Origin of the sequence: Mesorhizobium sp. LNHC252B00 (assembly GCF_000502955.1) — a bacterium.
GTDB lineage: Bacteria > Pseudomonadota > Alphaproteobacteria > Rhizobiales > Rhizobiaceae > Mesorhizobium.
Window position 1 is genome coordinate 12,851 of record NZ_AYWO01000012.1, and the last position, 25,026, is coordinate 37,876.

The 25,026-nt window shown below is 63.1% G+C and carries 33 protein-coding genes; 19 read left to right on the plus strand and 14 right to left on the minus strand.

Annotated features, from left to right (window positions below):
* The first annotated feature begins 126 nt into the window (after positions 1–126).
* Both X744_RS1000000172210 and X744_RS153510 read left to right on the plus strand, forming a co-directional pair.
* The gene (locus X744_RS1000000172210; protein ID WP_084025473.1) at positions 127–315 is read left to right on the plus strand and encodes a type II toxin-antitoxin system HicA family toxin; all 189 of its coding nucleotides are present in this window, start codon (positions 127–129) and stop codon (positions 313–315) included.
* A gap of 5 nt (positions 316–320) precedes the next feature.
* Entirely contained in the window at positions 321–722 is a 402-nt protein-coding gene (locus X744_RS153510) for a type II toxin-antitoxin system HicB family antitoxin (RefSeq protein WP_023760013.1), read from the plus strand.
* A gap of 205 nt (positions 723–927) precedes the next feature.
* On the opposite strand, the gene X744_RS153505 is transcribed toward X744_RS153510, so the two are convergent.
* Positions 928–1,194, minus strand: a complete 267-nt coding sequence (locus X744_RS153505; RefSeq protein ID WP_023760014.1) for a DUF1488 domain-containing protein — start codon at positions 1,192–1,194, stop codon at positions 928–930.
* Positions 1,191–1,439: a hypothetical protein gene (locus X744_RS153500; protein ID WP_023760015.1), complete on the minus strand. Its 249-nt coding sequence runs from the start codon at positions 1,437–1,439 to the stop codon at positions 1,191–1,193. Before X744_RS153500 ends, X744_RS153505 begins: the two co-directional genes overlap by 4 nt.
* A gap of 249 nt (positions 1,440–1,688) precedes the next feature.
* Here X744_RS153500 and X744_RS0137225 point away from each other — a divergent pair, with 249 nt between their 5' ends.
* From X744_RS0137225 to X744_RS153485, 5 genes are all read left to right on the plus strand, one after another.
* Positions 1,689–2,051, plus strand: a complete 363-nt coding sequence (locus tag X744_RS0137225) for a co-chaperone GroES (RefSeq protein ID WP_023760016.1) — start codon at positions 1,689–1,691, stop codon at positions 2,049–2,051.
* 33 nt (positions 2,052–2,084) lie between these two features.
* A complete protein-coding gene (gene groL, locus X744_RS153495) occupies positions 2,085–3,716 on the plus strand; it encodes a chaperonin GroEL (protein ID WP_023760017.1) in 1,632 nt (543 codons plus the stop codon).
* A 152-nt stretch (positions 3,717–3,868) separates the two neighbouring features.
* A complete protein-coding gene (locus X744_RS1000000174500) occupies positions 3,869–4,027 on the plus strand; it encodes a hypothetical protein (RefSeq protein ID WP_023760018.1) in 159 nt (52 codons plus the stop codon).
* Between the two features lie 263 nt (positions 4,028–4,290).
* Complete coding sequence (locus X744_RS153490; protein ID WP_023760019.1) at positions 4,291–4,605, plus strand: GYD domain-containing protein; 315 nt, start codon at positions 4,291–4,293, stop codon at positions 4,603–4,605.
* Positions 4,606–4,786: 181 nt separating this feature from the next.
* Positions 4,787–5,284 (plus strand): GAF domain-containing protein, encoded by a 498-nt coding sequence (locus X744_RS153485; RefSeq protein WP_023760020.1) that lies wholly within the window; start codon positions 4,787–4,789, stop codon positions 5,282–5,284.
* Between the two features lie 154 nt (positions 5,285–5,438).
* Here the strand turns inward: X744_RS153485 and X744_RS153480 are convergent, their stop codons facing one another.
* The 3 genes from X744_RS153480 to X744_RS153470 all read right to left on the minus strand — a co-directional run bounded on the left by X744_RS153480 (position 5,439) and on the right by X744_RS153470 (position 8,136).
* A complete protein-coding gene (locus X744_RS153480) occupies positions 5,439–6,494 on the minus strand; it encodes a YeiH family protein (protein WP_023760021.1) in 1,056 nt (351 codons plus the stop codon).
* A 102-nt stretch (positions 6,495–6,596) separates the two neighbouring features.
* The gene (locus tag X744_RS153475; RefSeq protein WP_023760022.1) at positions 6,597–6,983 is read right to left on the minus strand and encodes an ester cyclase; all 387 of its coding nucleotides are present in this window, start codon (positions 6,981–6,983) and stop codon (positions 6,597–6,599) included.
* Positions 6,984–7,143: 160 nt separating this feature from the next.
* A complete protein-coding gene (locus X744_RS153470; protein WP_031260418.1) occupies positions 7,144–8,136 on the minus strand; it encodes a carbon-nitrogen hydrolase family protein in 993 nt (330 codons plus the stop codon).
* A gap of 641 nt (positions 8,137–8,777) precedes the next feature.
* Between X744_RS153470 and X744_RS153465 the strand changes: the two genes are divergently transcribed.
* From X744_RS153465 to X744_RS153420, 10 genes are all read left to right on the plus strand, one after another.
* Positions 8,778–9,245: a GNAT family N-acetyltransferase gene (locus X744_RS153465; protein ID WP_023760025.1), complete on the plus strand. Its 468-nt coding sequence runs from the start codon at positions 8,778–8,780 to the stop codon at positions 9,243–9,245.
* 133 nt (positions 9,246–9,378) lie between these two features.
* The gene (locus X744_RS153460; protein ID WP_023760026.1) at positions 9,379–9,789 is read left to right on the plus strand and encodes an MbcA/ParS/Xre antitoxin family protein; all 411 of its coding nucleotides are present in this window, start codon (positions 9,379–9,381) and stop codon (positions 9,787–9,789) included.
* Positions 9,783–10,481: an RES family NAD+ phosphorylase gene (locus X744_RS153455; protein WP_023760027.1), complete on the plus strand. Its 699-nt coding sequence runs from the start codon at positions 9,783–9,785 to the stop codon at positions 10,479–10,481. The genes X744_RS153460 and X744_RS153455 overlap by 7 nt, the downstream gene beginning before the upstream one ends.
* Positions 10,482–10,555: 74 nt before the next feature.
* The gene (locus tag X744_RS153450) at positions 10,556–10,888 is read left to right on the plus strand and encodes a helix-turn-helix domain-containing protein (RefSeq protein ID WP_023760028.1); all 333 of its coding nucleotides are present in this window, start codon (positions 10,556–10,558) and stop codon (positions 10,886–10,888) included.
* Positions 10,889–10,901: 13 nt separating this feature from the next.
* Entirely contained in the window at positions 10,902–11,633 is a 732-nt protein-coding gene (locus X744_RS153445) for an MIP/aquaporin family protein (RefSeq protein WP_050589544.1), read from the plus strand.
* Positions 11,630–12,052, plus strand: coding sequence for an arsenate reductase (glutaredoxin) (arsC, locus tag X744_RS153440; RefSeq protein WP_023760030.1), 423 nt, complete (start codon positions 11,630–11,632; stop codon positions 12,050–12,052). Before X744_RS153445 ends, arsC begins: the two co-directional genes overlap by 4 nt.
* A gap of 63 nt (positions 12,053–12,115) precedes the next feature.
* The gene (locus X744_RS153435; RefSeq protein ID WP_023760031.1) at positions 12,116–12,436 is read left to right on the plus strand and encodes a metalloregulator ArsR/SmtB family transcription factor; all 321 of its coding nucleotides are present in this window, start codon (positions 12,116–12,118) and stop codon (positions 12,434–12,436) included.
* 1,546 nt (positions 12,437–13,982) lie between these two features.
* Positions 13,983–15,224: an arsenite efflux MFS transporter ArsK gene (arsK, locus tag X744_RS153430; protein WP_023760034.1), complete on the plus strand. Its 1,242-nt coding sequence runs from the start codon at positions 13,983–13,985 to the stop codon at positions 15,222–15,224.
* Positions 15,225–15,336: 112 nt separating this feature from the next.
* Entirely contained in the window at positions 15,337–15,582 is a 246-nt protein-coding gene (locus X744_RS153425) for a type II toxin-antitoxin system ParD family antitoxin (RefSeq protein ID WP_031260421.1), read from the plus strand.
* Complete coding sequence (locus X744_RS153420; RefSeq protein WP_023760036.1) at positions 15,572–15,871, plus strand: type II toxin-antitoxin system RelE/ParE family toxin; 300 nt, start codon at positions 15,572–15,574, stop codon at positions 15,869–15,871. The genes X744_RS153425 and X744_RS153420 overlap by 11 nt, the downstream gene beginning before the upstream one ends.
* A gap of 59 nt (positions 15,872–15,930) precedes the next feature.
* Here X744_RS153420 and X744_RS153415 read toward each other — a convergent pair whose 3' ends face one another.
* The 6 genes from X744_RS153415 to X744_RS153390 all read right to left on the minus strand — a co-directional run bounded on the left by X744_RS153415 (position 15,931) and on the right by X744_RS153390 (position 21,908).
* The gene (locus X744_RS153415; RefSeq protein WP_023760037.1) at positions 15,931–16,674 is read right to left on the minus strand and encodes an amino acid ABC transporter ATP-binding protein; all 744 of its coding nucleotides are present in this window, start codon (positions 16,672–16,674) and stop codon (positions 15,931–15,933) included.
* A gap of 798 nt (positions 16,675–17,472) precedes the next feature.
* Positions 17,473–18,144, minus strand: coding sequence for an amino acid ABC transporter permease (locus X744_RS153410; protein WP_023760040.1), 672 nt, complete (start codon positions 18,142–18,144; stop codon positions 17,473–17,475).
* A gap of 174 nt (positions 18,145–18,318) precedes the next feature.
* Entirely contained in the window at positions 18,319–19,107 is a 789-nt protein-coding gene (locus X744_RS153405; RefSeq protein ID WP_023760041.1) for an ABC transporter substrate-binding protein, read from the minus strand.
* Positions 19,108–19,211: 104 nt separating this feature from the next.
* Positions 19,212–20,375 carry a saccharopine dehydrogenase family protein gene (locus X744_RS153400; protein ID WP_023760042.1) on the minus strand — a complete coding sequence of 388 codons (1,164 nt, stop codon included), beginning with the start codon at positions 20,373–20,375 and terminating at the stop codon, positions 19,212–19,214.
* Positions 20,372–20,872 carry an Lrp/AsnC family transcriptional regulator gene (locus tag X744_RS153395; RefSeq protein WP_023760043.1) on the minus strand — a complete coding sequence of 167 codons (501 nt, stop codon included), beginning with the start codon at positions 20,870–20,872 and terminating at the stop codon, positions 20,372–20,374. The genes X744_RS153400 and X744_RS153395 overlap by 4 nt, the downstream gene beginning before the upstream one ends.
* A gap of 160 nt (positions 20,873–21,032) precedes the next feature.
* Positions 21,033–21,908 (minus strand): LysR substrate-binding domain-containing protein, encoded by an 876-nt coding sequence (locus X744_RS153390; RefSeq protein WP_023760044.1) that lies wholly within the window; start codon positions 21,906–21,908, stop codon positions 21,033–21,035.
* A gap of 245 nt (positions 21,909–22,153) precedes the next feature.
* Between X744_RS153390 and X744_RS153385 the strand changes: the two genes are divergently transcribed.
* A complete protein-coding gene (locus X744_RS153385; RefSeq protein ID WP_023760046.1) occupies positions 22,154–22,903 on the plus strand; it encodes a sulfite exporter TauE/SafE family protein in 750 nt (249 codons plus the stop codon).
* Positions 22,904–22,927: 24 nt separating this feature from the next.
* Here X744_RS153385 and X744_RS153380 read toward each other — a convergent pair whose 3' ends face one another.
* From X744_RS153380 to X744_RS153370, 3 genes are all read right to left on the minus strand, one after another.
* Positions 22,928–23,422 carry a GNAT family N-acetyltransferase gene (locus X744_RS153380; protein ID WP_031260423.1) on the minus strand — a complete coding sequence of 165 codons (495 nt, stop codon included), beginning with the start codon at positions 23,420–23,422 and terminating at the stop codon, positions 22,928–22,930.
* Positions 23,419–23,709, minus strand: a complete 291-nt coding sequence (locus X744_RS153375; protein WP_023760048.1) for a DUF1778 domain-containing protein — start codon at positions 23,707–23,709, stop codon at positions 23,419–23,421. The genes X744_RS153380 and X744_RS153375 overlap by 4 nt, the downstream gene beginning before the upstream one ends.
* An 80-nt stretch (positions 23,710–23,789) precedes the next feature.
* On the minus strand, positions 23,790–24,239 hold the full coding sequence (locus X744_RS153370; RefSeq protein ID WP_023760049.1) for a universal stress protein: 450 nt from the start codon (positions 24,237–24,239) through the stop codon (positions 23,790–23,792).
* 205 nt (positions 24,240–24,444) lie between these two features.
* Here X744_RS153370 and X744_RS153365 point away from each other — a divergent pair, with 205 nt between their 5' ends.
* Positions 24,445–25,026, plus strand: a complete 582-nt coding sequence (locus X744_RS153365; RefSeq protein ID WP_023760050.1) for a histidine phosphatase family protein — start codon at positions 24,445–24,447, stop codon at positions 25,024–25,026.

Sequence of the window (25,026 nt, forward strand, 5' to 3'; positions counted from 1 at the left end):
CCACGATGGAACCGGCACTGCTTTCGACAACAGCGTTCGCCAAGCGACCGCCGCGGTCATACAGGCTGATTCGGCCTGGACCAGTTTTCATTGACATCGCGAGGATAAGTGTGTATTCATACACACATGAAGAGCGCCGATATGATTGCAAGATTGGTTGGCGATGGATGGTTCGAAGTTGCTCGAAAAGGCAGTCATGCTCAGTTCAAGCATAACGACAAACCGGGACGGGTCACTGTTCCGCACCCCAAGCGAGACATACCCATCGGCACCCTGCGCAGTATCGAAAAGCAGTCCGGATTGAGACTGAGGTGAGAGACATGAAGCAGTATATTGGGCTTATCCATAAGGATGGCGAAAGCGACTTCGGCGTGTCTTTTCCTGATTTTCCTGGCGTGATTACGGCAGGAAAGGACTTGGATGACGCGCGAGTTATGGCCGAAGAGGCCCTTGCCTTTCATGTGGAAGGGCTTGTCGAAGATGGGGAGGCTATTCCAGAACCCTCGTCTCTAACCGAGGTTATGGCGTCGTCTGTCAACCGCGATGGTGTCGCCATTCTAGTTGGCCTGAAAACCGAAGCAAAAAAGGCGGTGCGGGTAAACGTCACTCTACCAGATGACGTTCTTCAGCGAATAGATGCCTTCGCCGAGGCTCATGGTTACACCCGTTCTGGATTTCTCGCCAAAGCGGCAGTGAAGGTAATGGAACTCGAGGCTACCTAACCCACCTTTCGTGACGAAAGGTGGGCGGAACGAGGCCAGCAGCGCTTTCACTTGGAAGCGTCTTGGCCTCGACGATCATGACCCTGCGTTGCGTGACCATCGATACCCAAGACTGCGGTGTGGAGCCGTGAGCGCCACGGACCCGGCGTTAGGACGCGCGGAGGGCAGGGCGCAGGCCCTGATCGCCGTCGCCGCCATTCGGTCCTCAGCCGAAATCGGCTGCCGTCAGCACATACATGCTCCTGTGGGTGCGGTCGTAAGCCCTCGACGCCACTTCGCGGATGGCGCTGCCCTCGGTGTCGAATGTGGCGAGGTAACCGGCCTCATTGGCTGCGGCTGCTGGCTGCATCTTCGCCATCGCGTCGGCGGCGACCGAAAAGGAGATCTGGAACATGCCATCATAGCCGACGAAACGGATGCGCTGGCCGGCCTCGTCATAGCTGCGGCTACGGTTGGGGAAGGTGAGACTCATGTCTTGGCCTCCGTGGCTTTCTTGGTCACCCGCTTCTTCTTCGGCGTAGGATTGAGAGCCTCGGCGACGCGGTCAGCCTCTTCCTTGGCCAGCCGCAGTTCCCTGAGCCTTGCCGTCTTGATCTCCCGGGCCCTCGCTTCGGACATATATTCGGCGGTTGCCTTGTTTTTCTCCGCTGTCTTCTTCTGCTTGTCGACAAAGCGGGCTTCAGCTTTTTCCATGATCGTCTGATTGCCTTCGGCCATCGAAGAAATCTCCCTTGTACCTGAAATCGTGAAAGTGAACTCGTCCGACAAATAGGCACTCGATCGGCAAAATTCAATCTTTTGAATTATTTGACGATCTGCGGATATCACGAAACCGGCCGCCGAAATAATACTTTTGAATATTTAATTCGGGCGCGAATAATTTTTGGCACTCCTATCTATCGAGTGCCAATGCGTCTATAGAAAGGGGGCGTGGCCGCCTGTGCCGGCCCCAGAAAGAATGTTCCCATGAAATTTCGGCCACTCCACGACCGCGTCGTCATTCGTCGCGCCGAAGGCGATATCAAATCCAAGGGCGGTATCATCATCCCGGACAATGCCAAGGAAAAGCCCGCGGAAGGCGAAGTCATCGCCGTTGGGCCTGGCGCCCGTGACGAAAACGGCGCGCTTGTTCCACTCGAAGTCAAGGCAGGCGACTTCATCCTGTTCGGCAAATGGTCGGGCACCGAGGTCAAGATCGATGGCGAGGACCTTCTGATCATGAAGGAAGCTGACATCATGGGCGTCATCGACAAGAGCGAGACTGGCGTGATCGACAAGAGCGAGACGGGCGTCATCGACAAGAGCGCGGCCGCCAAGAAAGCTGCCTGATCTCATTTTCTCCGACCAAACTGGATAAAAATCATGTCTGCCAAGGAAATCAAATTCTCCACCGATGCGCGCGACCGCATGCTGCGCGGCGTCGAGATCCTCAACAATGCTGTGAAGGTCACGCTCGGTCCCAAGGGCCGCAACGTCATCCTCGACAAGGCCTATGGCGCTCCGCGCATCACCAAGGACGGCGTCACCGTCGCCAAGGAAATCGAGCTTGCCGACAAGTTCGAGAACATGGGCGCGCAGATGGTGCGCGAAGTCGCCTCGAAGACCAACGATCTGGCCGGTGACGGCACCACCACCGCTACGGTGCTGGCCGCCTCGATCCTGCGCGAAGGCGCCAAGCTGGTCGCCGCCGGCATGAACCCGATGGATCTCAAGCGCGGCATCGACCAGGCAGTTTCCGCCGTGGTCAAGGAAATCCAGGCCCGCGCCAAGAAGGTCAAGTCGTCGGCCGAAATCGCCCAGGTCGGCACCATCGCCGCCAATGGCGATGCCAGCGTCGGCGAGATGATCGCCAAGGCGATGGACAAGGTCGGCAATGACGGCGTCATCACCGTCGAGGAGGCCAAGACCGCCGACACCGAGCTCGACGTCGTCGAAGGCATGCAGTTCGACCGCGGTTACCTCTCGCCCTACTTCGTCACCAATGCCGACAAGATGCGAGCCGAGCTGGAAGACCCCTACATCCTCATCCACGAGAAGAAGCTCGGCAATCTGCAGGCGATGCTGCCGATCCTCGAAGCGGTGGTGCAAAGCGGCAAACCGCTGCTGATCATCTCCGAGGACGTCGAAGGCGAGGCACTCGCCACGCTTGTCGTCAACAAATTGCGCGGTGGCCTGAAGGTCGCGGCCGTCAAGGCGCCGGGTTTCGGCGACCGCCGCAAGGCGATGCTGGAAGACATCGCCGTGCTGACATCGGGCCAGATGATCTCCGAGGATCTCGGCATCAAGCTCGAAAACGTCACTGTCGAGATGCTGGGCCGTGCCAAGCGCGTGCTGATCGAGAAGGACACCACCACGATCATCGACGGCGCCGGCACCAAGGCGACCATCCAGGCGCGCGTCGCCCAGATCAAGGGCCAGATCGAGGAGACGACCTCCGACTACGATAAGGAAAAGCTGCAGGAGCGGCTGGCCAAACTCTCCGGCGGTGTTGCCGTCATCCGCGTCGGCGGCGCCACCGAGTCGGAAGTCAAGGAAAAGAAGGACCGCATCGACGATGCTCTGAACGCAACGCGCGCCGCGGTTGAAGAAGGCATCGTGCCCGGCGGAGGCGTGGCACTCCTGCGTGCCAGGTCGGCACTGGCCGGCTTGAATGGCGCCAATGCCGATGTCACCGCGGGCATCTCGATCGTGCTTCGGGCGCTCGAAGCGCCGATCCGCCAGATCGCCGAGAATTCCGGCGTCGAAGGCTCGATCGTCGTCGGCAAGCTGATCGACAGCAAGGACCACAATCAGGGCTTCGACGCCCAGAACGAGGTCTATGTCGACATGATCAAGGCGGGCATCGTCGACCCGGCGAAAGTGGTGCGCACCGCGCTGCAGGATGCCGGCTCGATCGCAGCCCTTCTGATCACCGCCGAAGCGATGATCACCGACATTCCGGCCAAGGATGCCGCACCTGCGGGTGGCGGTGGCGGCGGCATGGGCGGCTACTAAGATTCGGCCGGCCTGCGAAAGGTGATTTCATAAAAGCCACCTTTCAGACCTGTCCTGAATTCAGCCACCCCGGCTCTTCAATGGAGCCTGGATAACTACCGCCGGGGGTATTTTCTCCCGGCGTGCAGGCCTCTAGCCCAGGAGACGGATCCATGATCACGTTCGTGCGGAAGCCAGAGACGGTCGTGACGACCGAAAAAACCGAGGAAAGCCGCTTCGACCGCATCCGCAGGATTGCCGCCGACAAGCACAAGAAATCCGATTTCAACACGCCGAAGCCATCAAAGAGCGAACCCAAACGCCCGATGTGAATCTGCGGCGCCGCCGCCACTTTTCGGCCCGAGCTCGATGCCATTGGCCGAGCCGAGATCCAGCCAGATCACTTCCGCAATCCGGTGGCTGCTAACGGCCTGTCTGGTATTGTCATTATATTAGCCAAGGCGCATATTTCTCAGGCAGCGGGCCCTCGGCCGCCAACGCGTCCAAGGGCGCCTGCGATTGTTACCGAAAAATCACTCCGTGCCGCTCGAATTATGGAGCAGCCACGAGACAGTGACATTTGGAGGAAATACCCATGAAAGTGACTATTTTGGCAAACTATGCGCCTCATGCCGCCAAAGGATTGATGCAAGGCTCGGACAGGCAAGCTGCGGTCAAGGCGCTTTTTGAAAGCGTTGGCGGCAAGATGACCAGCATGATGTTCACGCGCGGCATCTATGACGTCGTCGTCAATGGCGAGGTGCCGGACCAGTCAGCGGGGATTGGCATGTCCCTTGCGGTGCGAGCGAGCGGCTCGCTGACCGAGATGGTTGTTCTGGAAGAACTCGACATGAAGGCAGTGCTCGCAGCCGCCAAAAAGGCAGCCGGCGCGTACAAACCCGCCGGCTGATGGACTTGCCTTCTTGATCAAGGCAGCACGGTTCGATGGACGTGCCGTGCTGCCGAGTGTCGGACAGGCATCTTCTTCCGACTTTCGCTGCGACTGGAGTTCAAGCTAGTATCGTCCGGTGGTCGTTTGGTGCAGAGAGCTTGCGGAAACGCAACCGCGATTCTGACTACGGAGACAAGCCATGCTTGCGGCCAAAGCCATCGACACCTCAGACAAGGCCGCGTTCTATCGCGACCTCGCCACGCAACTGAAGGCGCTGCTCGACGGCGAGCGCGATTCGATCGCCAACGCCGCCAACACCGCGGCGCTGATCTTCCAGATGGTGCCGGATCTCAACTGGGCGGGGTTCTATTTCCTGCAATCGGACGAGGAAATGGTGCTCGGGCCGTTCCAGGGCAAGCCGGCTTGCGTGCGCATCGCCGTCGGCAAGGGTGTGTGCGGAACGGCGGTCGAACTCGGCACCTCGATGCTGATCACGGACGTGCATGATTTCCCAGGCCACATCGCCTGCGACGCCGATTCGCGTTCAGAACTGGTGGTGCTGCTGGAGGACGATGAGGGCGTCTTCGGCGTGCTCGACCTCGACAGCCCGCTGCCGGCCCGCTTCGACAAGGCCGACCAGGCCGGCATAGAGACGCTGGCGGCGATCTACGCCGCGGCGAGTTCGTTCGAGGATTAGGGCATGCTGATATTCAGGTGAGGCCGGGCTGCGAACGGCGGCTTCCTGCGCTTCCGGTGCTCACGTACTTAAGTACGCTCCGCTCCGGTTCTCGGAAGCCATCGTTCTCGCTCCGGCCTGACCTGAATCTCAACATGCCCTGGCCGGGTCTGGACTAGGCGAACTTCACCAGCATCAGGCTGAAGCAGCCGATGAACAGGAAGGCCGAGAAGGCGAGCGCCAGCGGGCGCAGGCCGCGCGAGCGCAGCTGCGAAATGTCTGCCTGCAGGCCCATGGCGGCCAGCCCCATGGTCAGCATGATGGTGGTGGCGAGCGCCATTGCCGACTTCATCTCGGCCGGCACGGTGACCAAGCTGTTCAGCGCGACGACGGCGACAAAGGCGGCGACGAACCAAGGCATGGGCGGCTGTGCGGCCGACTGACCGCTGCTTTTGCGGCGGGCCATCAGGCCGAGCGTGATGACCATCGGCGCCAGCATGGCGACGCGGGTCAGCTTGGCGACGGTGGCGATCTCGCCGGACTGGGTGCCGTTCTGGAAGCCGGCGCCGATGACTTGCGCCACCTCATGGATCGAAGCGCCGGCCCACAGGCCGAAAGCGTGCTGGTCGAGGCCGAGCATAGGCGCCATGAGCGGGAAGCCGAGCATGGCGACGGTGCCGAACAACGTGATCGAGGCGACGGCGTAGGTGACGTCCTCGTCGCGCGCATCGGTGACGATGTTGGTGGCGACGATGGCCGAGGCGCCGCAGACCGAAGTGCCGGCGGCGATCAGCTGCGCCAGCTTGGCGTCGACGCCGATCAGCCGGCCGAGCGTGATGGTGAAGACGAAGGTGGCGCCGAGCGTAGCCGCCACGATCCCGACACCGCTGGCGCCGATCGACACCATCTGGCCAAGCGTCAGCTGAAAGCCGAGCAGCACGATGGCAAAGCGCAGCAGCCGGCGCTGCGAAAACGCGATGCCGGCCTTGGCGTGGGCGGGCGTGCCGAGCACGTTGGAATAGATCATGCCGGCGACGACGGCGGTTATCATCGGGCTGAACAAAGCGAAGCCGGAGACATTGCGGGCCGAGAAGGCGACCCCGGTGATCATCGCGACCAAGACGATGCCTGGCACGATGCCGCTCCATTTGAGAGATTTTTGTCCCCGGGGAAGATCGGCAGAAATCAGGCTTTTCGGAATATCGTTCGCAATGTGGGTAAAGGAAGACAATGCAATGCTCCGGGCTGGTATCGCCGAGGAATGCCATTCCAGAACCAATCTTTCCAACGAATTATTTTCGTTAGAACGATCGATTTTTACGAACGATTGAGACTAAAGCTGCGCTTCGATGGCCGCCTTGTCGATCACCGACCAGACGTGCCTGATCCTGTCGTCGAGAAATTCGTAGAAGACGTTCTCGCTGAAGGAGACCTTCCTGCCGTTGACGGGCAGGCCGAGGAAGTCTCCGATCGGCGTGCAGTTGAATTGGAGCCGGCTGGCTATGAAGGGCGTATCCGAAATCAGCAGCTGGATGTCGAAATAGAGGTCCGGAATCTCGGATAAATCCCGCTCCAGCTTTTTGCGGTAACCCGCCAGCCCGACCCGGTCGCCATTATAGTGCACCTCGTCATGGACGAACCGATGCAGGTTGCGCCAATCCTGATTGTTGAGGCAAGCGATGTAGCCTCGATAGATATCGGCAAGATCGGTATCGGTCACAGCGATTGCTCCGGTGCTGGTGCCAGGTCTCGAACCTTCGGTTCGCGCGAACAGGAAGATAGAACGACCGAGGATTCAATCCAGATGGATTGCGCTCTATCGGCAGCAACCACAGGGGGCGGCCGGCAGTCGCCAGCCGCCCCCTGTGCGTGACGCCTTCCTAGAACACGCCGCGATCGTTGCTCCGCTGGTCGTCTTCCACCAGGTGCGGTTGGTAGATTCCCGTCCGCGCCGTTCGCCGCCAGGGCCGGGCCGGGTCTCCCGGATTGTTGTCGATATTGACGACGGCAATCGCGGGGGTTCCATCGGCAGGGCATTGCGCGGCCCAGCGGCCACCGGGCGCAACGATTCCCGAAGGCGCGGTCAGGCTGTGTTGCGCGGGGATGGAGAAACTCGCCCAGTAATTGTTGCTTGCCGCGTGTCCCTGCATCTCGACGGCGAAAACTGGGCCATCGGCGGCAGTGATTGTCGAGAACAGGACGCAGTCGACGTCGAGCCTCTCATAGTCGATGAAAATCTCGGAAAAGTGCGCTTCCATGCCGAGCGTGCAGCCGAAGCGGAGCCCGTCGACCTCGAATGTCACCGGCATCGAGCCCGGCGTGTACATGAAGGAGATCTTGGTGTTCGACAGCATGCGCTCGTCATAGCGCGTCACCAGCTTGCCGCGATCGGAGACGACATAGAGGCTGTTGTGCGGCCGGCGCGGCTGGCTGAGCCGATGCACCGAACCGAAGACCGTCCACAGGCCAAGCTCGCGCGCAAGCATCCGCGTCGCCTCCAGTTCGTCGCGCAGGACCGCCCATTCGAACCGGCTCCAATCGGCCGGCCCGATTGTTTCGCGACCGCTGGCCGACATGATGCGCTTGTTGGGGGAGCAGGTCGCGCCTTCGGGAAAGTGCAGCAGTCTTGCGCCTGCTTGCCGCGCCTCTCGCATCAAGCATCGCATCTCCAACCCGCTGTCGCGCAGCGCGCCGATGTCGCGAGGGTCGTCATGGACGGTGCTTTGCGCGACTGCCAATCGCATCGATCTGGTTTCGGGCGCCGGATCGTCCGGCGGGCGGCGGTAAAAATGCCTGAGAGCGGCTGTGTAGGACTCACCTGTCTTGGCAGCGCGAGCCCGCACACGACGTTTGAAATTTGCGTTTTGGGTCATTGTCATGGCCTTTCACGTTCCGGATGAAGTTCCCCAGCAACCACACTCGAAACGATCGGACCAAGACAGCGGCCTGAGACTGGAAAGCCCCTTTGCCTCCGTTCAAGACCGTGCTGGGGACGATCCCTGGAGGTTCGGCGCAGGCCACGCCGTGGAGAATGATGCCGATGCCGTCCTGCTTCGTCAATCAGGCAGGCAACAGATTCTGCCCGTCGAGCTCATCTTGTCCTTGTAGCGCAAGGTATTGACCAGGTGCGAGAAGGCTGGCGTGGCTTGCCGGCGGCGGGGTAGTAGTGTGGTAGCCGGGGATGGGCACCAGTTGGCGAGCGCCCGCACCAGCCTGCTGTCCGCCGCATGGGCCGTCACCTGATCCTGCGGCGGTAGGCAAGACCGAGGCCCGCCTCATGACATGAGACTTTACCGATTGAGCAGCCGTCTTGACAGCGCCACGCTTCATGCCCCGGCGTGACGGCATGTTCGTCTTTTCGCCCATCAACACCAAGCGACGCCGCCCCTGCGCAGTGCGGAGCGGCAAGCTGATTGCGCGACGACGAAGGCCGGTACGATAGCCCGGTTCGTTCGTTTCCAGCCCCGTTCGCCTCAAGCAGGCCGACGGGGTTTTCATATTCTGGAGCATTTTCATGACCATCGTCTCTTCCATCCGGCTTCGGCCGGCCGTGCCGGCGGACGCCGCCGCGATCAGGGATATCGTTCGGGCCGCCTATGCCAAATGGGTGCCGGTGATCGGCCGCGAGCCGCTGCCGATGCGCACCGACTACGACAAGGCCGTTGCCGAGCATTCGTTCGATCTTGCCGTCGAGGGTGGCCGTATCGTCGGGATAATCGAAACCATCCTGGCCGACGATCATCTCTGGATCGAGAACGTCTGCGTCGCACCGGATGCGCAGGACAGGGGGATCGGCCGGTTGTTGCTGGAGCGGGTCGAGCAAAAGGCGATCGAAGCGGGTCGCCTCGAGCTTCGCCTGCTGACCAATGGCGCCTTCGAGGCCAATGTGTCGCTCTACAGGAGGCACGGCTATGTCGTGGACCGGGAAGAGCCGTTCATGAATGGCGTGACGGTCTATATGAGCAAGAGACTGACGGGCTGATATGGGCGGCCGGGTAACATCCTGGGCCGTTGCGCCTTTTCGGTACGAAGTGGCGGAATAGATCCGGCCCGACGAGCGCCGTCTTGCCAATTGGCAGATGTGTGCTATATATCTGCCAATAGCGAGGAGCAAAATGCAGCTTCAGTCCATAGTCACCACACCGGCCGCAGCGGGAAGTGTCATATCAGACGACGAGGCGGGCGCGCTCGCGCGCACCACGGTCAATTTGTTCAAGGCCTGGAATCTGACCGACCTGGAGGCCTGCATCCTGCTCGGTGGCATATCGGCGCGCACTTGGGCACGTTGGAAGGAAGGCGGCATCGGCAGGATCGACCGTGACCTGCGCACCCGCATGGCGCATCTGATGGGCATCCACAAGGGCCTGCGCTACCTGTTCACGGAGCCGGCACGCGGCTATGCCTGGATCCGCAAGCCCAATGCCGCCTTCGGCGGCCAGTCGGCTCTCGACCTTATGCTGCGTGGCGAAATTTCCGATCTTGCCGCGATGCGCGAATGGCTCGACGCGGAGCGTGGTGCATGGTGAGTGGACTTGCGGTCCGTCGCCGTGTCCACTGGCGGCAGACCTTCCGCATCATCCGCTCCATCCATCCGCCGACCGACCTCTTCGAGGACATTGCCGATCCGCGCGACTGGGAGGCGCTGGCCTCGGTCGAGGCGAAGACCAACCCGCGCATAAGGTTCGAGATCGGCGATCTCGGCAAGGTGGCTGCCGCAAGGCGGGTTTCCGGACCCGGCTCCAGCTTCGTGATGGCGCCCTTCGTGCACTGCTCGACGCTGCGGCCGGGGCGCTTCTCGGATGGCAGCTATGGCATCTACTATGCCGGCGACAGCGAGGAGGTGGCGCTGGCCGAGACCGTCCACCACCACCAGAAATTCATGCGCGCCACCAACGAGGATCCGGGCTGGACTGCGGATTTCCGCGTGCTGATCGGCAGCGTCGACCGCGATCTCGATGACGTCAACGCGGTGCCCGGCGTGCTCGACCCGGACGACTATTCCGCCTCGCAGGCGGAAGGGCGTGCGCTGCGGGCGGCAGGCAGCGACGGGCTGGTGTGGAACAGCGTGCGCATGCCGGGCGGCGGCTGCATCGGCATCTTCTGGCCAGACGTCATCACCATTCCGGTGCAGGGCCGACATTACAGCTATCACTGGGACGGTGCCCGCGTGGACTTCGTGCGCCAGCACGATACAGGAAAGGTGCTGGCGGTCACCTGACGGCGTGCAAACACGCTTTACAGATCGCGGCGAACCCGATATCCGGAAGTCCATAAATCCAAGGATTCGGATATATGGATAAGAAAGGCACTTTGAACGCGCTGGCCGCACTTGGCCAGGAGACGCGGCTGGATGTCTTCCGGCTGCTCGTGCCCGCCGGGCCGCAAGGCATTCCGGCGGGCGAGATCGCGGCAAGGCTGGACACGGTCCAGAACACCATGTCGGCGCACCTGAAGGTGCTCGCCCATGCCGGGCTGATCCGTCCCGAACGCAACGGCCGGATCGTGCGCTACGTCGCCGACATGACCGGCTTGCGCGACCTTCTGGCCTATCTGATGGAAGATTGCTGCAACGGCGCGCCGGAACTCTGTCGACCTGTCATCAATGCCGTGACCTGTGACTGCTAGGGGGCAACCACCGATGAGCGATCCAGAAGCGCGTGGACGAGTTCGGCCGCAACCTGCCGAAGGTGACTTGCCACGCCGCATCGTCGCGGAAGCCTTGGGAACCGCGCTGCTCGTCGCGACTGTGGTCGGCTCCGGCATCATGGCCGCCCGGCTGACCCACGACGTCGCCGTTTCACTGCTGGGCAACACCTTGCCGACGGGAGCGATCCTCGTCGTGCTGATCACGATACTGGGACCGATCTCGGGGGCGCACTTCAATCCCGTCGTCACGCTGGTATTCGCGCTTCGCCGCGAGATCGAGGCGAACGCAGCGCTTGCCTATATCATCGCCCAGGTCGCGGGCGGCATCGCCGGGACGTTTCTGGCCCACGCCATGTTCGAACTGCCGATCCTGCAGGCCTCGGCTACGGTGCGGACCGGAACCGGGCAATGGCTCGCGGAGGCAGTCGCCGCCTTCGGCCTTGTCTTCACCATCCTGGCAGGCCTGCGCTTCCGCTCCGACGCGATCCCCTGGCTGGTCGGGCTCTACATAACGGCTGCCTACTGGTTCACCGCTTCGACCTCCTTCGCCAACCCGGCCGTCGCTATCGCCCGCGCTTTTTCCGATACTTTTTCTGGCATCCGTCCGGTCGACCTACCAGGCTTCATAGCCGCCGAATTGCTGGGGGCGCTGCTGGCCATGACCCTGGCGGGCTGGCTGCTCGCCGAACCGAAACCGATCAAACAGATGAAGGCCGCGCAATGACCGTCACCATCTATCACAATCCCGATTGCGGGACGTCGCGCAACACGCTGGCCATCATCCGGCAGTCGGGCGAGAAGCCGGAGGTGATCGACTATCTGAAGACGCCGCCGTCGCGTGAAAGGCTGGTCGAAATGATCGCCGCGATGGGCATGACAGTGCGCGACCTGCTGCGCGAGAAAGACACGCCCTATGCCGAACTCGGCCTTGCCGACCCGAAATGGACCGACGAGGAGATCCTCGATCTCATGCTCGAGCATCCGATCCTGATCAACCGGCCGATCGTGGTCAGCCCGCTCGGCGTCGTCCTGGCGCGGCCGTCGGAAAAGGTGCTGGACATCCTGCCCAACCCGGAGATCGGCGCGTTCACCAAGGAGGACGGCGAGGTGGTCATCGACGCCTTGGGCAAGCGTGTCGTCTGACGTTATTTCCATATTTTTCGAAATTTGATTGACGTCGCGAAAAGTGTCGCATAGCTTATTTCCATGAAACTCGAAAAAGCAGCCGCGCAGCTCGAAGCGCTCGGCAACCCGACGCGGCTTCAGCTCTATCGCATCCTGATGCGCGCCGGAGAGGAGGGGCTTGCCGTCGGCGCCGTCCAGGGCAAGCTCGACATTCCGTCCTCGACGCTGTCGCACCACCTCAAGCGGCTGGTCGACACAGGCCTTGTCACGCAGGAGCGGCAGGCGACGACGCTGATCTGCCGCGCCAACTATCCCGGCATGAACGCACTGATCGGCTATCTCGCCGACGAGTGCTGCGCCGACGCCACCTGCGCGCCTGCCGCCAGCAAAGCGCCGGCCTGATTTTTTTGGACGTATAATTCGAAGATACCGGAAGGATCGAACCGATGGACATGATGGCAGATCTTCCCGTCGCGGTGATCGGCGCCGGCCCGGTCGGCCTCGCTGCCGCGGCGCACCTGGTCGAGCGCGGCATCCGCCCGCTGATCCTGGAGCTCGGCGAGAGTGTCGGTGCTGCACTGCTCGAATGGGGTCACGTGCGGGTTTTTTCGCCGTGGAAATACAACATCGACGCGGCGGCGCGGGCGCTGCTCGACCGCTCCGGCTGGACGGCGCCGGACAGCCAAGGCCTGCCGACCGGCGGCGAGATCGTGCGCGATTATCTGGCGCCGCTTGGCCGGCTTCCCGCGATCGCCGCCAATCTGAAGCTCGGCGCCGAGGTCACCGCGATCACCCGCCAGGGACATGACAAGGTCGCCAATGAAGGCCGCAAGCAAGCTCCCTTCGTCATCCGCTACCGCGATGCCCGCGGCGAGCACCGCGCCCACGCGCGCGCCGTCATCGACGCGTCCGGAACCTGGTGGCGGCCGAACCCGATCGGTGTCGACGGGCTGCCGGTTCCCGGCGAGGGCGAGGCTCGCGGGCGCATCGCCTATGGCATTCCCGACGTGGTCGGCAAAGTGAGGAGCAGCTATGCGGGCAAGCGCGTCCTCGTCATCGGTGGCGGGCACTCGGCCATCAACGTCGCCCTGGCGCTGATGGAGTTGCAGGACGCTGCACCCGGCACCGAGATTTTCTGGGCGCTGCGCCACGCCAGCGTCGAAAGATTGCTCGGCGGCGGGCTGAACGACCAGTTGCCGGAACGCGGCGCACTCGGTCTGGCCGCCAAGCAGGCGATGGCGGATGGCCGGCTGAACATGCTGGCGCCTTTCGCCGTCAACCGCATCGAGGTGCAAGGCGAGGGGCTCGTCATCGACGCCAGCCTGGCCGGCAAGCCGTTCAATCTGGCAGTCGACCGCATCATCGTCACCACCGGCTTCCGGCCCGATCTGTCGTTCCTTAGTGAGATTCGAATCGCACTCGATCCCGCCGTCGAGGCGCCGCCGGCGCTGGCGCCGCTGATCGATCCGAATTTCCACTCATGCGGCACGGTTCCCGCGCATGGCATCAGGGAACTCGCGCATCCCGAACAGATCGGAAGAGCACACGTCTGAACTNCACTCATGCGGCACGGTTCCCGCGCATGGCATCAGGGAACTCGCGCATCCCGAACCGGGCTTCACCATCGTCGGCTCGAAATCCTATGGCCGCGCGCCGACCTTCCTGATGGCGACCGGCTACGAACAGGTCCGCTCGGTGGTCGCCGATATTGCCGGCGACTATGCCGCGGCTCGCGAGGTGCGGCTGGTGCTGCCGGAAACCGGCGTGTGCAGCGCCGTCGGCGTCGTGACGGTGTCGGAGAGTGCTGGCTGCTGCGGCGGACCCGCGCCCGCCAATGTCGATGCCTGCTGCGTCAGGGATGCGGACGCCAAGGCAAACGGCGCGTCGGGCTGCGGCTGTGCAACCACGCCGGCCGGCATCGAGGCGCGAGAGACGATGGCAGCCAGCGATGCCTGACCGATCTGTCCTGCGCAAGGCGATCTGGGCGCTCGGGCTGACCCAGATCATCGGTTACGGCACGCTCTACTACAGCTTCTCGATCCTGGCGCCGGCAATCGCCAGCGAGTTCAGCCTCAGCGAAGGCTGGGTGTTCGGCGCGCTATCCGCCTCGTTGTTCGCCGGCAGCCTGTTCGCGCCGACGGCCGGGCGCTGGGCCGACCGCTTCGGCGCTGGGCGCATCATGACCATGGGCTCGGTCGCGGCAGCCTTGGCGCTGGCGCTGTGCGCCGTCTCGCCCGGCCGCGTGAGTTTCGTTCTGGCGCTGCTGGCGATGGAGCTGGCCTCCAGCTTCGTCCTCTATAGCGCCGCCTTCGTGGCGATCGTGCAGATCGGGGTTCCGAGTCCGCAACGCAGCATAACCCACCTCACGCTGATCGCCGGGTTCGCTTCGACGCTGTTCTGGCCGCTGACCTCGGCGCTGCATGCGCAACTGACCTGGCGCGAGGTCTATCTTTTGTTCGCGGCACTCAATCTCGGGCTCTGCCTGCCGATCCACGCCTGGCTGATGCGCCTGTCGCGCCATCACGCGACGGCCGCGAGCCAAGAGCGCGGGCCGACCCCGGAAGCGGGCGCGCCGCTCGATTCGCGGCGCGGCCGGGCTGCGTTTCTGTTGATGCTGGCGGGCTTCGCGACCGAAGGGTTCGTGCTGTCGGCGATCCTGATCCACATGGTGCCGCTGACAGCGGCTCTTGGGCTCGGCACCGCCGGCCTCTTCGTCTCGACCCTGTTCGGCCCGTCACAGGTCGCCAGCCGGCTGATCAACATGCTGTTTGGCGGGCGATTGCCGCAAACGCACCTTGCCGTCATCGCAGCTTCGCTGCTCACGGCCGGGCTGTGCGCGTTGCTGTTGACCACACCGTGGCTGCCCGGCGCCTTCCTGTTCGTGTTCCTGTTTGGCCTCGGGTCCGGCCTCACCAGCATCGTCGGCGGCACCTTGCCGCTCGAACTCTTCGGCCGCGAGGGCTATGGCGCGCGGCTCGGATGGGCGAGCGCCGCCCGTCAGTTCACCTCGTCCTTCGCGCCGTTCGCGCTCGCCTTCATGATGGCGCGGACTTCGGTCGCCAATTCGCTGTGGGTGCTGGTGGCCGTCGCCGCGAGCGGCGTCATCGCCTTCCTTGCCATCGCGCTGCTGAGGCGGCGTGGCGGCCGGGTTGCGTTTGTGATGGGCGGGAGTCCGGAAGAGGCGGCTTGAATCACGACATGCGCGATGGCAGGGCGACTTGGCATCTTGCCCCTGAGGTCACAATTGTGGACATATACCAATTTTTGGTATATGTTGACATCGCAACCTTAGGATGGAGCTCATGCCCCGAAATACCTCTGTTTCCCTTGGCGACCATTTCGCTGGCTTCATCGATACGCAGGTTCAGACAGGCCGTTACGGTTCGGCAAGTGATGTCGTGCGTGCAGGGCTGCGGTTGCTCGAGGAGCATGAGGCCAAGGTCCGTGCTTTGCAAAACGCGCTCATCGCTGGCGAGGAATCTGGCGCGCCCGTTGCCTTCGATAGCACTGCGTTCCTGAGCAAGATGCGCGCCAAGCATGCCAAATGAGTGCCGCCAATATCGACTCTCACCTCTCGCCGAAACTGATCTGGAAGATATCTGGCTCTACACGTTCAAGCACTGGTCGCTTGAACAAGCGGATCGGTATCACCACGATTTGATCGGCGCTATCGAGGCCTTGGCCAGCGGGCTCAAAACCGGCCGCCGCACCGAAGTGCGCGAGTACTATTTCAAGTATCCCGTCGGGCAACACTTCGTTTTCTTCCGTCAATCCGAAACGACCTTAGATGTCATCCGCATCCTACATCAACGAATGGACATTGAACGACACCTATGACGGGTGAAGTGTGCTCGCTGCCAAGGAACGCGTAAATTGACCGGCGTGTCAGTGCGCCGTTAGTGCCTGAGAATTTTGCCGAGGAAAGCCCGGCTGCGGTCGGTCTTGGGGTGGGAGAAGAATTCGTCGGGCGTGCCGCTTTCGACTATGGCGCCGGCGTCCATGAAAACCACGCGCTGGGCGACCTTGCGGGCAAAGCCCATTTCGTGCGTCACCACCATCATCGTCATGCCTTCCTCGGCGACCGCCACCATGACGTCGAGCACTTCCGAAATCATCTCGGGGTCGAGCGCCGAGGTCGGCTCGTCGAACAGCATGATCTTGGGCCGCATGCCGAGGCAACGCGCGATCGCCACGCGCTGCTGCTGGCCGCCGGAGAGCTGCGCGGGATAGGCATTGACCTTGTCGGCCAACCCGACCTTGGCCAGCAATTCGCGCCCGGCCTTTTCGGCCTCGGCGCGCGGGATCTTGCGGACATGGATGGGGGCGAGCGTCACGTTTTCGAGCGCGGTCTTGTGCGGGTAGAGGTTGAACGACTGGAAGACGAAGCCGATCTCGGTGCGTAGCTGCGTCATGTTGGTGGCGGGGTCACCGAGACGCTGGCCGTCGACGGTGAGGTCGCCGTCCTTGATCGCCTCCAGGCCGTTGACGCAGCGGATCAGCGTGCTCTTGCCGGAGCCGCTCGGGCCACAGACGACGACCACTTCGCGCGGCTCGACGCTGAGCGTGATATCCCTGAGCACGTTGAGCGAGCCGAACCATTTGTTGACGCCGCGAAAGTCGATCATGCCCGTTTTGGTCATATCTTTTGGGCCCTTCGGGTTCGATGTCACAGCTGCACCTCGCCATGCGCCGCACCCATGCGGCGCTCGAGCCGGCGGGCGAGCATGATCAGGGGATAGCAGACGATGAAATAGCCGACGCCGACGAGGAAGAAGACCAGAAGGCCGTTCGGCACACGCTGCACCACCAACCAGCCGACGCGGGTGAGATCGGTCAGTCCGATGGCGGAGACGACGGAAGAATCCTTGATCAACAGCACATACTGCCCGACCAGCGGAGGGAGCACGATGCGCATCGCCTGCGGCAGCACCACCTGGCGCATGCGCTGCCAGCGCGACAGGCCGGACGCGAGTGCCGCCTCGACCTGGCCTGTCGGCACCGAGCGGATGCCGGCGGCGACGATCTCGCAGATGAAGCATGCGGCCAGATTGGTCAGCGCGATGATGCCGGCAGTGAAGGCGTCGAGTTCGATGCCCAACTCCGGCAGGATAAAGAAGATCAGGAAGATCAGATCGGAAGAGCACACGTCTGAACTCNCGCGATGATGCCGGCAGTGAAGGCGTCGAGTTCGATGCCCAACTCCGGCAGGATAAAGAAGATCAGGAAGATCTGCACCAGGAAGGGCGTGCCGCGGATCAGGTCGACCCAGGCGCCGATGATGGCTGATATCAGCCGATTGCCACCGGTGCGCAGGAGGCCGAGACCGAAGCCGAGCGAGGTGCCGAGCACCAGGCTGATCAGCGACAGCACCACGGTCATGCCGAGGCCGCGCAGGGCCAGCGGATAGGAGCCGGCGAGGCTTTGCAGCTGTTGCCAGATCATGTGCGGGCCCCGGCTGCGCCGAGCCAGCGGCTGGACAGGCCAGCCAGTCCCTTCAGTCCGTAATAGAGCAGCAGATAGAAGGCGGCGATGGTGAGGAAGCCTTCGGCTGGCATGAAGCGGTCGGAGGCGAGCAACTGGCCGGCGCGCGTCAGTTCGGAAACCGAGATCAGCGACAGCAGTGCGGAATCCTTGACCAGCACGATCGCCTGGCCGAGCAGCGGCGGGATAGTCACCTTGAAGGCTTGCGGCAGGACGACAAGGCGCATGCGCTGGACATAGGTCATGCCAGAGGCGACGCTGGCTTCGACCTGGCCGCGCGGGATCGACAGGATGCCGGCGCGAATGATTTCAGCGATATAGGCGCCGCTGTTGAGCGATAGCGCGAGGATGCCGACGACCAGCTCCGGCAGGACGAAGCCGAGCCTGGGCAAGCCGAAATAGAGGAAATAAAGCTGCGCCAGCAGGGGCGTGGCGCGCACGGCGTCGATATAGGCCTTGGCCGGTGTGCGGAATAGCCAGCCGCGCTGCAGGTTCGCCGCGCACAGCACTATGCCGACGACGAGCGCACCGACAAAGGACAGCGCCGACAGCCAGACGGTCGTGATCAGGCCCTGCCCGAACAGGGGCAGATATTCGACGATTGTGCGGAAACTGAAATTCTCGAGCATGGGCGCGTGGCGGTGAAGAGGGAAGGGTGATTAGCGAATAGCGAGTAGCGAATAGCGAATAGCGAGTAGCGAGTAGCGAGTAGGGAAGTAGGGAGCAGCAAAGCGTGGCCGGAACAGCCGTTCACCACTCGCTACTCGCTACTCGCTACTCCCTATTCGCTACTCCCTAATTCCTCAGTGGTCTTTCTTCCAGGCGTCGGAATTGACCCAGTAGTCGAGGTTCTTCTGCAGGCGGCCGTCTATGCTGACCTGGTTGAGGAACAGGTTCATCCAGACCAGCAGGTCCGGCTCGTCATAGCGGGTGGCGAAGGCAAGCGGTTCCTTCGACAAAAGGTCCGGCATGATGGTGAAGGAGCCGGCCGGATACGCCGTCGACTGACCCTTGACCGCCGAGACGTCGTTGACGCCGCAATCGGCCTGGCCGTTGTTGACGGCATCGAGCAGCAGTGGACCACCGCCCTTGTAGCTCTTGACGTCGGCATCGGGGAACGCGGTCTTGGCTTCCTTCTCGCCGGTGGCGCCCAGCAGCACGGCGATCTTGGTGCCCTTGGCCTTGCAATCCTCGGTCGTCTTGAACTTGCCGTCGGCCTTGGTGAAGACGGTGCTGCCCGTGTACATGTAAGGCGTGGTGAAGGCGACCTTCATGCCGCGCGCCAATGTCGGCGTCATGTCGGCGACCAGCAGATCGGCCTTGCCCGAGAGCAGCGCCGGGATCAGGCCGTCCCAGTCGAAGTCGAGGAAGGTGATTTTCACGCCCATTTCCTTGGCCATCAGTTCGGCCAGTTCAACCGAACTGCCGGTGCGTTCGCCATTGGCGCCGACCAGCGAGAAGGGGGGACCCTGGGTCTGCACGGCGACGCGAAGTTCGCCGCGCTTGGTGATGTCGTCCAGTGTTCCGGCCGTGGCCGCAGTGGCGAGCCCGGCGAACGCAAGTCCGGCGATGAAAAGTCTGGCAATCTTCATTTCGGTAGTCCTCCCTGTTGTCGTTGGTATCTGCCCGCGGATTTCCTCGGGCCCTTTTTTGAGCGGCGGCACCGTTGCCGGCGGCAGCCACCGTTCGAAAATCCTCAGCCCCAGGCCACCGTTTCGGTGACATTGATGCCGCGTCTGGCTAGCGAGTCGAAGAAGGGCTCGTCAGGCACATCGAGCAGCGGGTTGAGCAGGCCGGGCTTGGTGATGTCGTCGCGTGCCAGCATCTGCGCCACGATGCTGGCGGGGTAGCCGACGCCGAGGCTCATGCCGAACAGGCCGGAGACGAGGTCCCGCTCGATGATCAGGTCCGATGTCACCGTCTTGGCGCGGCCGCCTTCGAGGCCGGAAAAGACATTGCGCATCACGCAAAGATCCTTTTCGCCGGGGCCATATTGCAATTGGGGCCCGAGCAGCCGGCCGAGGAATTCGCGCGGGCTGTTGGAGGTGCCGGGCACCTTGTCTTCGGAGAGGAAGCCGAGCTCCTTCAGCGGCGCCCAGAAGGCCGACCATCCCGGCCAACGCAGCGTGTAGCGGCCGGAGCGGCACAGCCCCTTGGCGGCGTCCAGCATCTCGACATAACGCAGCGCATCGCCATTGGGGAAGGCTTCGAGCTTGCCCAAGCCTGCGACCTCGATCTCATGGATGAAAGGGTTGGCGTGCTGCTGACCGGCTGGCACAGCGACGCGTTTTCCGTCCTCGATCATCACGCTGTCGCGGTTCTGGCTGACCAGGACCATGTCGAAATTCCAGCTCACCTTGTAGCAAAGCGGCTTGGCCATCGCCTTCGGCTCGGGGATGCCGCCGCAGTAGGAATCGATTGCCGTGATGGAGTCGAACTGCTTTGCGGCACGGGCGTAGAGCACGAGGTCGATGCCGGGGTCGAGCCCGCATTCGGTCATGATCGGAACGCCGGCCTGTTCGGCCGCCGGCGCCAGGTCGGCGATCGACTTGGCGTAATTGGTGGTGACCAGCGGCGTCCGCGTGGCGATGGCGGCCTGCACCGCCTCGCGCATCAGCGGCTGCGGCAACAGATCTATGACGGCGTCGACATCATCGAGCACTTTGGCCAGCGCCGGGCCGATGGCGCCATCGGGCACGACGAAGCGCACGCGAGCAAGGTCGGTCAGGCCGGCAATCCGGGCAGGACCGTCCGCTGCGGTGTCGACGCAGACAATTTCCTCAACGCCGTCGCTGACGACGAGGTCGGCGATGGCCGCGCGGCCTTGCAGGCCGAGGCCACCGAGAACCGCGATCTTCATGCCGGCTCCTTGCGGTCGTCCGACCAGCAGCCTTCGGGCAGGCTGACCCATTTGTTGCAGGACGCCATGACGACGAAGGTCTCGCTGCGCACCACTTCGCCCGGCTCGCCGGCGCCCGGGATCAACTCGCTGGTGACGCGGTAGAGATCGGCGACATCACCGGCCACCGTCACGTCGACGATGATGTCGAAGCGCCCGGTTACCACCGAAGCCGAGTTGACGAAGGGCAGTTCGGAAATGCGCTGCGCCAGCTCGCGGGCCCGGCCGCGCCCTTGGGCGTTGATGCCGACGATCGCCGAGATCAGCTCGGGCCGCTCGGTCAGGTTCAGCAGCCCGACGATCTTGAGCAGGTTGCGGTCGAGCAGGTTGCGCAGCCGCGAGCGCACCGTCGGAACCGAAACCGCCAAGATCTCGGCGATGCGGTTGATGCCCGGTTGGGCGTCCTGCGACAGCTGTTTGACCAGCCGCCGATCGGTCAGATCGAGATGTTCCCGCAAAGTCCCCGTCTTTCACAAAAGGAAAAAACTTCGGCAATTTCTTTGCCAATGTGCAAACAAGCTATGTCACGGATTTTTGAAATGCAAGGCGTTGTTTTCGCATTGACGGGGACAATGGTCGCCGGCGCGGATGCAGCCGCTTGCTGTTCGGCTGTGGAATTCAGACCAGCGCGGCGGCCAGCAACTTTGCCTGCGGCGTCAAATCGTCGAAGCGGCGGGCGCAGAGGTTGAGCTGGCGCGTCGCCCAGTCATCGGCCAGCCGCAGGCTACGCACTGAGCGTGCCGAGCGGCGCGCCACACTTTCCGGCACGACGGCGAGGCCGCCGCCTTGTGCGACCAGCCGGCAGACATTGTCGAGGCCAGGCACGCGGATGCGAAAATTCAGATGGCCGCCAAGGCGGGCGGCCTGGCGACTGATGTGCTCCTGCAGCGCATGGCCGGTGCTGAGGCCAACGAAGGGTTCGCCGATCACGTCGCTGAGACTGGCTGTACGCAAGCCTGGAAGGCCGGGCCAGTTTCGCGCGGCGATCACCACCAGCCGGTCGGTGAAGAACGGTTTCTGCTCGAGATGCGACAGGCCGGCCCAGGTCGCGGCGATGCCGAGATCGGCAGCGCCGCTGGCCATGGCTTCCGCGATCTCATGGCTCGGCCGCTCGTCTAGATCGATGTCGATCCGGGGTTGCGCGACCAGGAAGGCCGGCAGGATGCCGCGCAGCAGCTCGCCGGTGGCGGCGGTGTTGGCCATCAACCGGACACGGGCGCGCAAACCGCTGGCATAGGCGGCGAGATCGCCGGCCAACGCCTCGATCTGGTTCTGCACGGCCCTTGCGTGATGCAGCAACGCCTGTCCGGCCGCCGTCGGCACCACGCCTCGCCGGCGGCGCTCCAAGAGCGGCGCGCCGAGCCGCTCCTCCATGCCCTTGATGCGGGCACTGGCCGAGGCAAGGGCCAGTCCAGCAAGCTCGGCGCCGTGGGTGATGCTGCCGCGCTCGGCCACCAGCAGGAACAGCCTGAGATCGACCAGATCGAAGCGCATTCTCTTGCTCCCTGCACACAGCCCGGCGGCCTGGGGGAAGGCGGTCGGCTTTGCCCCAGCCTTCGGTCTGGCCGAAGGCTGGCAGNGCTGGCCTTGCCATGGCGCGAGCGGAGCCAGGCCTGCGGGAATGTGCAGCGACGGTCGCTTCCGTCAGCCGCGATGCTGCGCCGACAAAGGCTGCCAGCGCGGATGCCGACGCAACCGACATGCTGCTGCATGACTGATCCGGCGGCGAAAGTGCGATCATGCTGAGCGCTGGCATTATCGCCTGGATCGGCGCTGTCTTCCTCACTGCGGGCTTCGTCAAGGGCGTCGTCGGCATGGGGCTGCCGACCGTGGCGATGGGACTGCTGGCGGTGACGATGCGGCCGCCACAGGCAGCCGCTTTGCTGTTGATTCCGTCGCTGGTCACCAATCTCTGGCAATTGCTGACCGGGCCATCCTTCGGCGGCCTGTGCAAGCGGTTGTGGCCGATGATGGCCGGAATCGTACTCGGCACCGTAGCCGGCGCCGGTCTGCTGACCGGCGCACATACGGGCGTGGCCTCGGCGGGGCTGGGCGCGGCGCTGGTGCTCTATGCCCTTGTCGGTCTCGCCAAGGCAGGCTTCATCACGCTGGCGCGCCAGGAAGTGTGGGCGTCGCCGCTGGTCGGCGTGGCGACCGGGTTGGTCACCGGCGCCACCGGCGTCTTCGTCATTCCGGCGGTGCCCTATCTGCAATCGCTGCGGCTGGAGAAAGAAGACCTGATCCAGGCGCTTGGCCTTTCCTTCACCGTGTCGACGGCAGCGCTCGCTATCGGGCTGTTCAGGACCGGTGCTCTCGCGTCGCAGACGGCGCAAATGGCGGGGTCGGTCCTGGCCCTGGCGCCGGCTCTCGCCGGCATGTTCGCCGGCCTGGCGCTACGCCAGAAGATGAGCGTCGAGACCTTCCGCAAAGTGTTCTTCGCCGGGCTGCTGGCGCTGGGGGTGTATCTTGTGGGCGAGGCCCTGCGCTAGCGCAGGCTTTGCAGCCCGCAATCGTCAGCTGAGACTCTGGTTGAGATCGGCGAGCGTCACCATCAGCGTCAATGGCTCGACCGGAGAAGGCTCGAATCCGACAGCCAGATAGAAGGCTCGGGCGTCCTCGGATATCGCATGGACCAGTAAGCCTCGGATTCCCAGTATGTCAGCAGCCTGGAGTATTCGCAGACCAGCATCCCTCATCAGCGCACGACCGATGCCTCGCCCATGATGTGCCTGGTCGACCGCTAACCTGCCCAGCACCGCAACCGGGATCGGATCGGGCATATTGCGCCGGAAGCGACCAGGAGCTTCGACCATCTTCACGCCGCCGCTGGCAATGGCGTAGTAGCCAACGACACGGTTACCGTCGCAGGTCACATAGGTACGGGATGCACCGCCCGCCTGATTGGTCAGGGCACGTTTTTTCAACCAATCGTCGAGTGAGGGTATGCCCGATAAAAATTCGCTGAGTTCGTGATGGTCGGCGAGCGGAACTGGAGCCGACAGCCTCACGAAGCGTCCCACGGAGTCTTTGCCGTCATGGTGCGGCGCAATCGATCGTTCTGTTGCGGCGGCGCGTCGAGACGTGCCAGAAAAGCAGCGTAGACATCCGGCTCGACGGTAAACACGAGACGGTTGAGCAACGCGTCCTCAGCGGCGCGTTGCGACGCTTCAAGCATGAAGTCGGTGCGATTCTTGCCGAGCAGTTCCGCTGCACGGTCAATCAGATTGCGAACTTCCGGCTTGACGCGGATGTTGAGCGGAACACTCTTCGGGAGCGGATGATGTGATGTTGGCATAAATAGCTCCCTTCTTCATCAGACCATAGCAGACTGTAATGACATTGTCATTACGGTCTGCCGGAGATTTGCGGAGGCGCTTACCGCACCACCAGCACCGGGATTTCGGTGTAGGACAGCACTTCCGCCGTCTGGCTTCCCAGAAGCAGCTTGCCCAGTCCGCGACGCCCGTGCGAGGCCATCACGATCAAGTCGCAGCCTTGAGCCTGCGACAGCTCCAGGATTGCCTCGGCCGGTCTTTTGTCCTCGACATGGACGACCTCCGCGGAGACGCCGGCCGCATTCGCCGATGCCTTGCACTTGTCGAGAACCTTCTTGCCATATTTGCGCGCTTCTTCCTGGTAGGCGGCCAGTTCATCGCCAGCGGCAAAGCCCGCCATGGCGCCGCCCCAGGCGAAGATCGGGAATTGTTCGGAGACGGTGATGAAAGTGACGGCGGCACCAATGCCGCTGGCCAGCGCCAGACCGTGGGCAACGCCCCTGTCGGCCAGTTCCGATCCGTCCGTGGCAATGAGCAGATGTTTGTACATGATGATCTCGACCTATTGTGCAAGGGCCGCTGCCCTTGTGGTGGCGGGAGCCTTGGGAGGCTATCCTTGATATAGTCGCGCCATCGGGCTGATCACAGGGCCAACTCGATGCGGATCAGGGCCAGGCTGCACACACGTTTGCGTCAGCAGGATTCCCCTTTGCGGCATCGTTCCCTAAGGTGCGGGCGACATCGAAAGGCATCCAATGAGCAGCGCGTTTCCGCAGATACATCTGGTCCGGCATGGCCAGACGGCGTGGAGCCTTTCGGGGCAGCACACCGGCCGCACCGACATGCCGTTGACGCTGGCCGGCGAGGCCGCGGCGCGGGGTGTCGCGGACCGACTCAAAGGGCTGTCGTTCTCTGCGGTGTGGTCGAGCCCTTCGCAGCGTGCCTACAACACCAGCGTGCTGGCTGGCTTCGGTGCCGAAAGCGTCAAGAAGGACGATCTGCAGGAATGGGACTACGGCGCCTATGAGGGGCTGACGACAAGACAGATCCAGGCCGAGCGGCCCGGCTGGACCGTGTTTCGCGATGGTTGCCCGAAGGGCGAGACTGCGGCCGATGTCGGCGCGCGAGCGGACAGGATCATCGCCGAATTGCGCAAGGCCAATGCCGACATATTGGTGTTTTCCAGCGCGCATTTTTTGCGCGTGCTGGGGGCGCGCTGGCTCGGCTTGCCGCCCGAAGATGGTGCGCTGTTCGTGCTCGATACGGCCAGTATCAGCGTGCTCGGCTACGAGCATGATTTGAGCGAGCCGGTCGTGCGCAAGTGGAACCAGAAGTAG

Bases quoted from the DNA above. Each gene is read 5' to 3' on its own strand.
- X744_RS153510 (WP_023760013.1), top strand. From the start codon at position 321: ATGAAGCAGTATATTGGGCTTATCCATAAGGATGGCGAAAGCGACTTC.
- arsC (WP_023760030.1), top strand. From the start codon at position 11,630: ATGACCGTCACCATCTATCACAATCCCGATTGCGGGACGTCGCGCAAC.
- X744_RS153485 (WP_023760020.1), top strand. From the start codon at position 4,787: ATGCTTGCGGCCAAAGCCATCGACACCTCAGACAAGGCCGCGTTCTAT.
- X744_RS153450 (WP_023760028.1), top strand. From the start codon at position 10,556: ATGGATAAGAAAGGCACTTTGAACGCGCTGGCCGCACTTGGCCAGGAG.
- X744_RS153425 (WP_031260421.1), top strand. From the start codon at position 15,337: ATGCCCCGAAATACCTCTGTTTCCCTTGGCGACCATTTCGCTGGCTTC.
- X744_RS153505 (WP_023760014.1), bottom strand. From the start codon at position 1,194: ATGAGTCTCACCTTCCCCAACCGTAGCCGCAGCTATGACGAGGCCGGC.
- arsK (WP_023760034.1), top strand. From the start codon at position 13,983: ATGCCTGACCGATCTGTCCTGCGCAAGGCGATCTGGGCGCTCGGGCTG.
- X744_RS153375 (WP_023760048.1), bottom strand. From the start codon at position 23,709: ATGCCAACATCACATCATCCGCTCCCGAAGAGTGTTCCGCTCAACATC.
- X744_RS1000000174500 (WP_023760018.1), top strand. From the start codon at position 3,869: ATGATCACGTTCGTGCGGAAGCCAGAGACGGTCGTGACGACCGAAAAA.
- X744_RS153390 (WP_023760044.1), bottom strand. From the start codon at position 21,908: ATGCGCTTCGATCTGGTCGATCTCAGGCTGTTCCTGCTGGTGGCCGAG.
- X744_RS153490 (WP_023760019.1), top strand. From the start codon at position 4,291: ATGAAAGTGACTATTTTGGCAAACTATGCGCCTCATGCCGCCAAAGGA.
- X744_RS1000000172210 (WP_084025473.1), top strand. From the start codon at position 127: ATGAAGAGCGCCGATATGATTGCAAGATTGGTTGGCGATGGATGGTTC.
- X744_RS153365 (WP_023760050.1), top strand. From the start codon at position 24,445: ATGAGCAGCGCGTTTCCGCAGATACATCTGGTCCGGCATGGCCAGACG.
- X744_RS153465 (WP_023760025.1), top strand. From the start codon at position 8,778: ATGACCATCGTCTCTTCCATCCGGCTTCGGCCGGCCGTGCCGGCGGAC.
- X744_RS153410 (WP_023760040.1), bottom strand. From the start codon at position 18,144: ATGCTCGAGAATTTCAGTTTCCGCACAATCGTCGAATATCTGCCCCTG.
- X744_RS153415 (WP_023760037.1), bottom strand. From the start codon at position 16,674: ATGACCAAAACGGGCATGATCGACTTTCGCGGCGTCAACAAATGGTTC.
- X744_RS153500 (WP_023760015.1), bottom strand. From the start codon at position 1,439: ATGGCCGAAGGCAATCAGACGATCATGGAAAAAGCTGAAGCCCGCTTT.
- X744_RS153420 (WP_023760036.1), top strand. From the start codon at position 15,572: ATGCCAAATGAGTGCCGCCAATATCGACTCTCACCTCTCGCCGAAACT.
- X744_RS0137225 (WP_023760016.1), top strand. From the start codon at position 1,689: ATGAAATTTCGGCCACTCCACGACCGCGTCGTCATTCGTCGCGCCGAA.
- X744_RS153445 (WP_050589544.1), top strand. From the start codon at position 10,902: ATGAGCGATCCAGAAGCGCGTGGACGAGTTCGGCCGCAACCTGCCGAA.
- groL (WP_023760017.1), top strand. From the start codon at position 2,085: ATGTCTGCCAAGGAAATCAAATTCTCCACCGATGCGCGCGACCGCATG.
- X744_RS153370 (WP_023760049.1), bottom strand. From the start codon at position 24,239: ATGTACAAACATCTGCTCATTGCCACGGACGGATCGGAACTGGCCGAC.
- X744_RS153460 (WP_023760026.1), top strand. From the start codon at position 9,379: ATGCAGCTTCAGTCCATAGTCACCACACCGGCCGCAGCGGGAAGTGTC.
- X744_RS153435 (WP_023760031.1), top strand. From the start codon at position 12,116: ATGAAACTCGAAAAAGCAGCCGCGCAGCTCGAAGCGCTCGGCAACCCG.
- X744_RS153405 (WP_023760041.1), bottom strand. From the start codon at position 19,107: ATGAAGATTGCCAGACTTTTCATCGCCGGACTTGCGTTCGCCGGGCTC.
- X744_RS153470 (WP_031260418.1), bottom strand. From the start codon at position 8,136: ATGACCCAAAACGCAAATTTCAAACGTCGTGTGCGGGCTCGCGCTGCC.
- X744_RS153455 (WP_023760027.1), top strand. From the start codon at position 9,783: ATGGTGAGTGGACTTGCGGTCCGTCGCCGTGTCCACTGGCGGCAGACC.
- X744_RS153400 (WP_023760042.1), bottom strand. From the start codon at position 20,375: ATGAAGATCGCGGTTCTCGGTGGCCTCGGCCTGCAAGGCCGCGCGGCC.
- X744_RS153385 (WP_023760046.1), top strand. From the start codon at position 22,154: ATGCTGAGCGCTGGCATTATCGCCTGGATCGGCGCTGTCTTCCTCACT.